The following is a 7,758-nucleotide window of genomic DNA, read 5'->3' on the forward strand; positions in this document are numbered from 1 at the left end:
ACTTCCCTGCGCCGGCATGACCCGGATCAGGTTCGGAGGGTGTGATCTCAGCCCCTATTCAGGGGCACCCCTAGTGACTCAGCCAAGCTAGCAAGCGCAGCTATGTTGGTCATCTGACCATCTCGATCAGCCGAGTGATGCGCAGTCTGAGCGTGGCGCAGGCGAAAACCCATCTCTCGGCCTTGCTGGATGCCGTGCAAGCAGGCGAAGAGGTGGAGATCACGCGGCGGGGGATCCCCGTGGCCCGGCTCACCAGAGCCCCCGATCACCCCCAGAGCGGCTTTGACCTGGCTGCGTTCCTCGCCGCGACCACGCAGCAGCCGATGCATCCCTCAACCGATGGCGTTGAGCTCGTTCAGCAGCTTCGCGAATCGGCCCGTTACTGAGTTCTCTCTTTGCAGCGCTACTACCTCGACACCTCCTTGCTGGTGGCTGCTCTGGTGCACGAGCCCGGCACCGCTGAGGCCTGTCGATTTCTGCAGCACACCGAACACCAGCTCTGGCAGATCAGCACCTGGGTGGAGACAGAACTCGCCTCAGCCCTTGCCATGCAGTGCTGGCGCGGTGTGATCACCCCGCCCGAACGGAATCAAGCCTGGAGCCGCTACCTAGCCATGCGTGACCAGCGCCTGCAGGTGTTGGGCTTGGAAGCCGTGGATTTCGCGTTGGCCGCTCGCTTCTGCCTCAGCGATCCACCACCCCTGCGCGCTGGGGATGCCCTACACCTGGCGCTCTGCCAGCGCCAGAACAGTTGCCTGGCCAGTTTCGACCGAGCGCTCTGCAAGGCGGCCAGCCACCACCAGGTGGCTGTGCATCAACTACTGGTGAGCGGCTGAAGGCCATTGAGAGCCGCGGCCACCACGCGATGGTCGCCGTCGTGCTGCAGCGCCCGCAGCTCAACGCGGGCCTGCTCTGCCGCCGGGGCCGCCGGCTCAGCCTCCCGCACCAGCCGCCCGAGGATCTCGGTGCCGCCCACCCGCACGGTGCCGTCGGCATCGGCGATGGCCAGGCGGCCGATCTCCAGCAGCTGAGCCGGGCTGATCTGCGGGTGTTCGGCCACCGCTGAGAGCACGCTGCAACGCAGCAGCCACTCGTGATCGCGCCGGAAGGCCTCGAGCAGCAGCGGCCAGGCCCGCTCAAAGCCATGGCTCACCAGCGCATTGGCCGCCTCAGCGCGTACCGCCACCTCCGGGTCGTGCTGCAGAGCGTTCACCAAAGGCTCCCAGCCGGCGGGCGTGGGTTTATGACCCAGGCCCGAGCAGCTCAGCTGACGCAGCAGCATGTCGTTCTGCTGAAGCCCCAGCAGCAGCAACGGCTCGGCCTGCTCGGGGGTGGCGTCCACCAGGCTGGCCAGGGCGGGCCTGGCACGGCCGGGGTTATCCGAGGCAATGGCCTCGCGCAGGGCCTCAAAATTCATGCCATCACCTGGGTGAGCTCCACTCTGGGTCAGCACTCGCCGCGTTGATCCTGCAGGGCCCGGAGCAAGGCCCGCCGGCGCTGCCGCCAGCTCCAGGCGCTCTGCAGCAACAGGGCCACGCCGATCAGCAAGGCCGGCACCGCCTGCAGCCGATCCGAGCCCTGACGCAGCAGCAACCCCACCAACCCCAACAGGATCAGCAGCAGCGTGGCCATCGCCAGCAGGTCGCGACTGAAGCGGGAACGGGGAGTCGTCATGGGCGTGTGCTCACGGGCGGACCTCGATCCAGCGCAACAGGCTGGCGCTGAGCACCTCCACCCCCACCGCCAGGCAGCGTTCATCGGGCCGAAACGTGCTGCTGTGCAGAGGCGTGCAGCCCTCAGGGCCCGCCACCCCCAGCCGGAACATGGTGGCGCGGGTGTCCTGCTGCAACTCCGCGAAATCTTCGGCACCGAGGGAGGGTTGCTCCAGCCAGTGCACCTGCTGGCGCCCCAACAGCTCGGTGGCGGCATCCGCCACCAGCTCGGTGAGGGCGGGATCGTTGTGCACCGGCGGCGAGATGCAGCGGTAGCGCACCCTGGCCTCACCGCCATAACCCGCACAGATCGCCTTCACCGTGTCCTCAATCCAGCCGGGCAGCTGGGCGTGCAGCTCCAGATCCAGGCAGCGCACCGTGCCCAGCAAACGCACGTGATCGGCGATCACGTTGAACGCCTTGCCCCCTTCGATCCGCCCAAAGCTCACCACCACCGGGTGCAGGGCGTCGAGGCGGCGACTGATCGCCTCCTGCAAGCCGCTCACCACCCGCGCCGCGATCCAGATCGCATCGGTGCTCTGGTGGGGGCGGGCACCGTGGCCCCCTTCGCCGAGCACCTCCACCTCCAGCTCACCGGCTGCAGCCGTGAGACTGCCGCTGCGCACGCCGATGGATCCGGCCTCCAGGCTGGGGAACACGTGCACACCAAACAGGGCATCCACCCCCTGCATGGCGCCATCGGCGAGCATCCAGGCCGCGCCCTGGGCCGTTTCTTCCGCCGGCTGAAACAGCAGCCGCACCGTGGCCCCCAGCTGATCGGCCAGCGGAGCCAACACCCGCGCCACCCCTAGCCCCACGGTGGTGTGAATGTCGTGGCCACAGGCGTGCATCAGGCCCTGATGCACCGAGGCAAAGGGCACACCGCTGCGCTCCTCCACCGGCAGGGCATCCATATCCACCCGGAGGGCCACGAGCGGGGTGGATGGGCCCTGCACGCTCGGCTCCGGCCCCAGCTCCGCGAGCACACCGGTGCGGCCCACCCCCTCGCGCACCCGCCAACCGAGGTTGCGCAACTCACCGGCCACCAGCGCGGCCGTTTGGTGCTCGTTGCCGCTCAGCTCAGGGTGGGCGTGCAGGTGACGACGGATCGCCACTAGCTCCGGCAGTTGCGCGGCTACCGCTGCCTTGAGCTCGGCTGCATGCATCAGCTGCTGAGGGAGAGGAAATCGCTGAGGGCCTGCACCGGTTGCGGAGGCCAGCGCCGGATCTGCAACAGCCATTCTGGCTGGCGGTAGCGCGGGTCGAGACCGGACGCCGAGGCCCAGTGGCTCTCCGCCTCACCACGGGCACCGCGGCGCCAGAGCAGGGCCGTGAGTCCGGCGCGGGCATCGGCAAACAAGGGATAGCGGCGGATCAAGCGCCGCAGCTCAGCCTCAGCCTGATCCAGCTCCCCCAGCTGAAAGGCCGCCAGGGCCCCACTGGAGCGGGCCATGGCAAAGCCAGGCCGGGCATCGGCGGCCTGCATAAAACTGTCGCGAGCCGCGGCCCAGTCGCCGCGCGCGCCCTGCACGTTGCCGAGGTTGTAGAGGGCCGAGGCATCCTGTGGCTCCCCCGCGGCAAGATTGGCTTCGAGGATCCAGCGGTAGTCGGCCTCGGCAGCATCCCAGCGCTGCAGGGCCTCCTCGGCGGTGCCGCGGTTGAGATGGGGATCGGGACTCTGCGGATCCAGCTCCATCGAGCGCGTCTGGTCGGCGATGGCCGCCTCGGCATCTCCGAGCGCCAGGCGGACGTTGCCGCGGTTGCTCCAGGCGGCGGCATCGCCGGGGGCGATCTCGATCACCTGATCCCACAGGGGCAGCGCTCGAGCGAAATCGCCATCGCGGCTGGCGCTGAGGGCTTGATCAAACAGTTGCGGCAACGCCGCCGACACCGCCAGCTGCAGGCTGAGCACCAGGGCCAACAGCGTGGTCATACAACGGGCTTCTCATGCGGCGCTGGGTTCCGGATGCGCTTGCAGGTGAGCGAGGCCGGCCTCGGTGATCACCCGGCCGCGGGGGGTGCGCTGCAGCAAACCCTGCTGCAGCAGAAAGGGCTCCACCACCGCTTCCAGGGTGGCGGGATCCTCCCCGAGGCCGGCGGCCAGGGTGTCGAGCCCCACCGGGCCGCCGCCGTAGCCGTGCTGGAGCAGGTGCAGCAGGCGCCGATCGCTGGCATCGAGACCGCGGCCATCCACTCGGTGCAGGCTGAGGGCCTCATGCACAAGCTCGGCACCAACGCGGCCATGGCCGCCCACCGCCGCCACATCGCGCACCCGCCGCAGCAGCCGGTTGGCGATGCGGGGGGTGCCGCGGCAACGGCGGGCCACCTCCAGGGCAGCGGCGCTGTCGAGTTCGATCTGGAGCAGGCCCGCAGCGCGCAACACGATCGCCTGCAGATCCTCGAGGCCATAGAACTCCAGCCGCTGGATCAAGCCAAAGCGATCCCGCAGGGGTGAGCTGAGGGAACCCGCACGGGTGGTGGCCCCCACCAGCGTGAACGGCGCGATCGGCAGGCTGCGGGTGCGAGCTGTGGTGCCCTTGCCCACGGTGAGATCGAGGCGGAAATCCTCCATCGCCGGATAAAGGATCTCTTCCGCGACGCGGTTGAGCCGATGAATCTCATCGATGAACAACAGCTCGCGCGGCTCCAGGTTCACCAGCAAGCCCACGATGTCGCGCGGGCGTTCCAGGGCCGGGGCACTGGTGATGCGGCAGCGCACCCCGAGCTCTTCGGCCAACACCAGGGCCATGGTGGTTTTGCCCAGGCCCGGCGGGCCGTAGAGCAACACGTGATCGAGCGCTTCCTCGCGGGCGCGGGTGGCCTCCACAGCGATCCCAAGCACCTGCTTGAGCTCGCTCTGGCCGATGTAATCGGCAAGGCGGCGGGGCCGCAGGGAGTCTTCCCGTTGGATCGGGGCCGCAGGAACCTCCGGGCCGTCCGCCGTTCCGGAGAGCTCAGCCGTCCAAGCCGCGGATTCACCGGCCTGCGCCGCCGGATCCACCAGCCGCGGGGCAGCGCCGGCCGAAGCCGATCCGGAGGACACGATCGCCATCGCCCGAGGGTACCGGCGCTGGCGGTGGGACGGGAGATCCCTAGGGTCGGGGGAGTAACGGCAGGGTGATGGCGAAGGGCGGGGGCAAGAAGAGTGCCAAGGCCCTGCGGGATGCCGCCAACAAGCTGCTGGCGGACAACCGCTTCGCGCGCCATCAATACGAGATTCTCGAAACGCTCGAGTGCGGGATCGAACTGCTGGGCACGGAGGTGAAATCGATCCGGGCCGGCCAGGTGAACCTGCGCGATGGCTTCTGCCTGATCCGCAACGGCCAGCTGCAGCTGCACAACGTGCACATCTCCCCCCACAGCCACGCCGGCGCCTACTTCAACCACGACCCGCTGCGCATGCGGCCCCTGCTGGCCCACCGCCGCGAAATCGACAAGCTGCGCGTGGCCCTCGACCAGAAGGGCCTCACCCTGATCCCGCTCAACCTGCACCTCAAGGGTTCCTGGATCAAGGCCACCATCGGCCTGGGTAAGGGCCGCAAGCTGCACGACAAGCGCCAGGAAGAGCGCCGCAAGCAAGACATCAAGGACGCCAAAGCCGCCATCGCTCGCTATTGACCCTGGGCCCACGGCAGATGAGGCCCCAGCGGGGAGTGGCTTGATCGGCAGACGTGTGGCACCTCGATCTGCAGCCGAGACACCAACCCACTGCGCTCGCTTCTGTGGCACAAACCACGGCGAAACACTGTCCGAGATTCCGTACAGACCGCACATCACTGCGGACGCTGCGGTGGCGGCAACCCGCTCGCTCAGTTCGCTGGACTCTCCGCGGCAGCCTGGCCAGGCCCTGGGCCCGGTGAAGCATCAGGCGGCTCTGGAAGCGGCTGCGGCTGAACCGGTGATGGAGCAGGCGGCGACGGAATGACCAGCTGCGGCGGATCAGCCCGCAGCGACAGGGTGATCAGCGCCGAAGCCAGGCCCTCGTTGGTGACCAGCAGCTGCACAGGACTGCGCTGCACCGCACCGATGTTCACCACGCGCAGAGGGCCGCGCGCCTCCAGCACCGCCCCATCAGCACCGAACACGCTCATCTGCATCAAGGGAGACCCATTCACCCCCAGCACCAAGCGGCTCTGGGGCGGCAGGCGAATCGGGAACAGGCGGGCGCCACCGGCCGGCACCGACGCTGAAACCGCGCGCGTTTCACCCAGCTGCACCTGGATGGCCTCAATCCGCACATCGGCCAGGCCCTGCTCGGCGGCGGCATACCAGAGCTGACGGAAGGGCTCGGGCGGGATCTCTCCAGCCGAACGCCCTGGCAGCAGGTTCTGGGCGCTGCCCGACACCAGTTGTTCCACCACCGCGCCACTGAGCCCCTGGCTGACCAGGGCCGACTGGCGGCGGCGCCAATCACCGGCGGTGAAGCGTCCGAGCCGGGTGCGCAGCTCCAGCGGCAACTGTTCCACCCGGCTCAACCAGTCTTCCGCCAGCTCGTTCCACACCTTGCGTAACGGTGCGTCATCGAGGCTGTCGCCGGGCAGGCGGCCACCGCGTTCGGGGTACTGGGCCAGCAGGCTGGCATCCACCAGCTTGAGAAACCAACCCCGATCGATCTGCAGAGCCCGCAGCCGGTTGAGCAGCTGCTGGCGCTGATTCACCTCTGCCGGAGGCAGGCTGCTGGGCAGCTGCACGCTCGACCCCGCCGTGGGCCCAGCCACGCGGCCACGGCTCAACAGCAGCCAGCCCAAGCCCGTTCCAACCACCACCGACACCACCAGGGCGATCACTACAGGCCACAGCCGCCCTTCCGCAGCCTCCTCCTTCAGCTCCTGGCGAGAGCGCGGCAGCGCTTCTGCAGCAGGCGACACCTGAGCTGCAGCCACCACAGGCAAGGCCGGTTCGGCAACCCCCTGAGGCCGAGGGGCCGCAGGGGCCGGCACCAGCACCACGGTGCGATCCGCGCGGGCGACCGGGCCGGTGCTGTCAGGCATCGGCACCTGCTGCAGGGCCTGCAAGGCCGCAGAAGCAGAGGGGAAACGAGCATCGGCTTCCGCACCGAGCAACCGCTCCAACACCGCCTGCATCGCCGGCACGGCATCGAGGCTGGCCGGCCAACGCCAGGCCAGCGTGGCCGGATCCAGCAACTGGGCTGGCTCCTCGCCGCTGAGCAACACGAGGGCCACCACAGCCAGGCTGTAAAGATCCATCCAGGCCTCAGGCCGTTCACCGCGGCCCCGCTCCGGCGGGGCGTAGCCCGGGGTGACGCCCTCAGGACCGAAATCGAGCAGCACCGGCAGGCCATCGCGGTCGCGGCGCAGCAGGTTGGCCGGGCACAGGTCGCCATGGCAGAGCCCCTGGCTGTGGAGCACCGCCAGCGCCGGCAACAGCTGCCGCAACAGCAGCAACACCTCACCGGCGCCAAACACCAACTGCCGCTCCCGCCGGCTCTTGAGCAGCTCGGCGTAGCTGCTGCCCTCCTGCCATTCGCGCGCCAGCCAAAGGTCACCCTCGTGTTCGATCAGCTCGCCGAAGCGGGGCACCTGGGGGTGCAACACCCCCTGCAGCCTCGGCCAGAGGCTGCGGAAGGCCTGTTGCAGCTGCTCCTGCTCAGCCGGAATCCGCCGCAACGCCACGGGGGCATCGCCCGCCAGCTGATCGGCCGCCCGCCAGAGCTCGCTGCGCTCCGTGGCCGAGAGCTGCAGCTCCAGCCGGTAGCGACCGGCGATCAGCGGGGCGTTCGGGTGGATGTTGGTGGGATCGGTGATGGCAGAGAGGTCCAACGCCGGAGCAACTCAGGCTGCGCGCACAGGTTGCTGCAACCCCTTGCTGCTCAGCCACTCGCCGTCATAAAGCCGTGACCGGTAGCGATCGCCGCTGTCACACAACACGGTGACGATCGTGTGGCCTGGGCCCAGGCGCCGAGCCGTTTCCACCGCCGCGGCCACATTGATGCCCACGGAGCCGCCCAGGAACAGACCCTCCCTCCAGAGCAGCTGATAGATGGTGTCGAGGGCGTCCTGATCGTGGATGCGCACGGCATCGTCGA

The 7,758-nt window shown here is 68.8% G+C and carries 9 protein-coding genes, 1 pseudogene and 1 riboswitch; of the genes and pseudogenes, 3 read left to right on the forward strand and 7 right to left on the reverse strand.

What is annotated here, in order from left to right; all coding sequences use genetic code 11:
- A riboswitch (TPP riboswitch) is annotated at positions 1-82 on the reverse strand. This riboswitch is flagged as partial in the annotation.
- 55 nt (positions 83-137) lie between these two features.
- Entirely contained in the window at positions 138-386 is a 249-nt protein-coding gene (locus ACIQ2E_RS10500; protein WP_398329983.1) for a type II toxin-antitoxin system Phd/YefM family antitoxin, read from the forward strand.
- 9 nt (positions 387-395) lie between these two features.
- Positions 396-836 (forward strand): type II toxin-antitoxin system VapC family toxin, encoded by a 441-nt coding sequence (locus ACIQ2E_RS10505; protein ID WP_398329986.1) that lies wholly within the window; start codon positions 396-398, stop codon positions 834-836.
- Here the strand turns inward: ACIQ2E_RS10505 and ACIQ2E_RS10510 are convergent.
- From ACIQ2E_RS10510 to ruvB, 5 genes are read right to left on the reverse strand one after another with little or no spacing between them, the layout of a single operon-like run.
- A complete protein-coding gene (locus ACIQ2E_RS10510) occupies positions 815-1,417 on the reverse strand; it encodes a HEAT repeat domain-containing protein (RefSeq protein WP_398329988.1) in 603 nt (200 codons plus the stop codon). The two genes, ACIQ2E_RS10505 and ACIQ2E_RS10510, sit on opposite strands and share 22 nt — an antisense overlap.
- Positions 1,418-1,446: 29 nt before the next feature.
- Positions 1,447-1,674 carry a DUF3188 domain-containing protein gene (locus tag ACIQ2E_RS10515; RefSeq protein WP_398329990.1) on the reverse strand — a complete coding sequence of 76 codons (228 nt, stop codon included), beginning with the start codon at positions 1,672-1,674 and terminating at the stop codon, positions 1,447-1,449.
- A 10-nt stretch (positions 1,675-1,684) separates the two neighbouring features.
- Complete coding sequence (locus ACIQ2E_RS10520) at positions 1,685-2,878, reverse strand: amidohydrolase (RefSeq protein ID WP_398329993.1); 1,194 nt, start codon at positions 2,876-2,878, stop codon at positions 1,685-1,687.
- Positions 2,878-3,645 carry a tetratricopeptide repeat protein gene (locus ACIQ2E_RS10525; protein ID WP_398329996.1) on the reverse strand — a complete coding sequence of 256 codons (768 nt, stop codon included), beginning with the start codon at positions 3,643-3,645 and terminating at the stop codon, positions 2,878-2,880. The genes ACIQ2E_RS10520 and ACIQ2E_RS10525 overlap by 1 nt, the downstream gene beginning before the upstream one ends.
- A 12-nt stretch (positions 3,646-3,657) precedes the next feature.
- Positions 3,658-4,764: a Holliday junction branch migration DNA helicase RuvB gene (gene ruvB / locus ACIQ2E_RS10530; RefSeq protein ID WP_398329999.1), complete on the reverse strand. Its 1,107-nt coding sequence runs from the start codon at positions 4,762-4,764 to the stop codon at positions 3,658-3,660.
- A gap of 68 nt (positions 4,765-4,832) precedes the next feature.
- Here ruvB and smpB point away from each other — a divergent pair, with 68 nt between their 5' ends.
- Positions 4,833-5,330, forward strand: a complete 498-nt coding sequence (smpB, locus tag ACIQ2E_RS10535; RefSeq protein ID WP_296444142.1) for an SsrA-binding protein SmpB — start codon at positions 4,833-4,835, stop codon at positions 5,328-5,330.
- A 191-nt stretch (positions 5,331-5,521) separates the two neighbouring features.
- On the opposite strand, the gene ACIQ2E_RS10540 is transcribed toward smpB, so the two are convergent.
- Both ACIQ2E_RS10540 and ACIQ2E_RS10545 read right to left on the reverse strand, forming a co-directional pair.
- On the reverse strand, positions 5,522-7,492 hold the full coding sequence (locus ACIQ2E_RS10540) for a serine/threonine protein kinase (protein ID WP_398330004.1): 1,971 nt from the start codon (positions 7,490-7,492) through the stop codon (positions 5,522-5,524).
- 12 nt (positions 7,493-7,504) lie between these two features.
- Positions 7,505-7,758, reverse strand: a pseudogene (locus ACIQ2E_RS10545) (cysteine synthase A); the annotation flags it as partial.

The sequence above is a fragment of the Vulcanococcus sp. genome (genome assembly GCF_044369115.1).
Taxonomy (GTDB): domain Bacteria; phylum Cyanobacteriota; class Cyanobacteriia; order PCC-6307; family Cyanobiaceae; genus Vulcanococcus.

Coding starts and splice junctions, on each gene's coding strand:
- ACIQ2E_RS10515 (WP_398329990.1), bottom strand. CDS start 1,674: ATGACGACTCCCCGTTCCCGCTTCAGTCGCGACCTGCTGGCGATGGCC.
- ACIQ2E_RS10520 (WP_398329993.1), bottom strand. CDS start 2,878: ATGCATGCAGCCGAGCTCAAGGCAGCGGTAGCCGCGCAACTGCCGGAG.
- ACIQ2E_RS10510 (WP_398329988.1), bottom strand. CDS start 1,417: ATGAATTTTGAGGCCCTGCGCGAGGCCATTGCCTCGGATAACCCCGGC.
- ACIQ2E_RS10525 (WP_398329996.1), bottom strand. CDS start 3,645: ATGACCACGCTGTTGGCCCTGGTGCTCAGCCTGCAGCTGGCGGTGTCG.
- ruvB (WP_398329999.1), bottom strand. CDS start 4,764: ATGGCGATCGTGTCCTCCGGATCGGCTTCGGCCGGCGCTGCCCCGCGG.
- smpB (WP_296444142.1), top strand. CDS start 4,833: ATGGCGAAGGGCGGGGGCAAGAAGAGTGCCAAGGCCCTGCGGGATGCC.
- ACIQ2E_RS10500 (WP_398329983.1), top strand. CDS start 138: ATGCGCAGTCTGAGCGTGGCGCAGGCGAAAACCCATCTCTCGGCCTTG.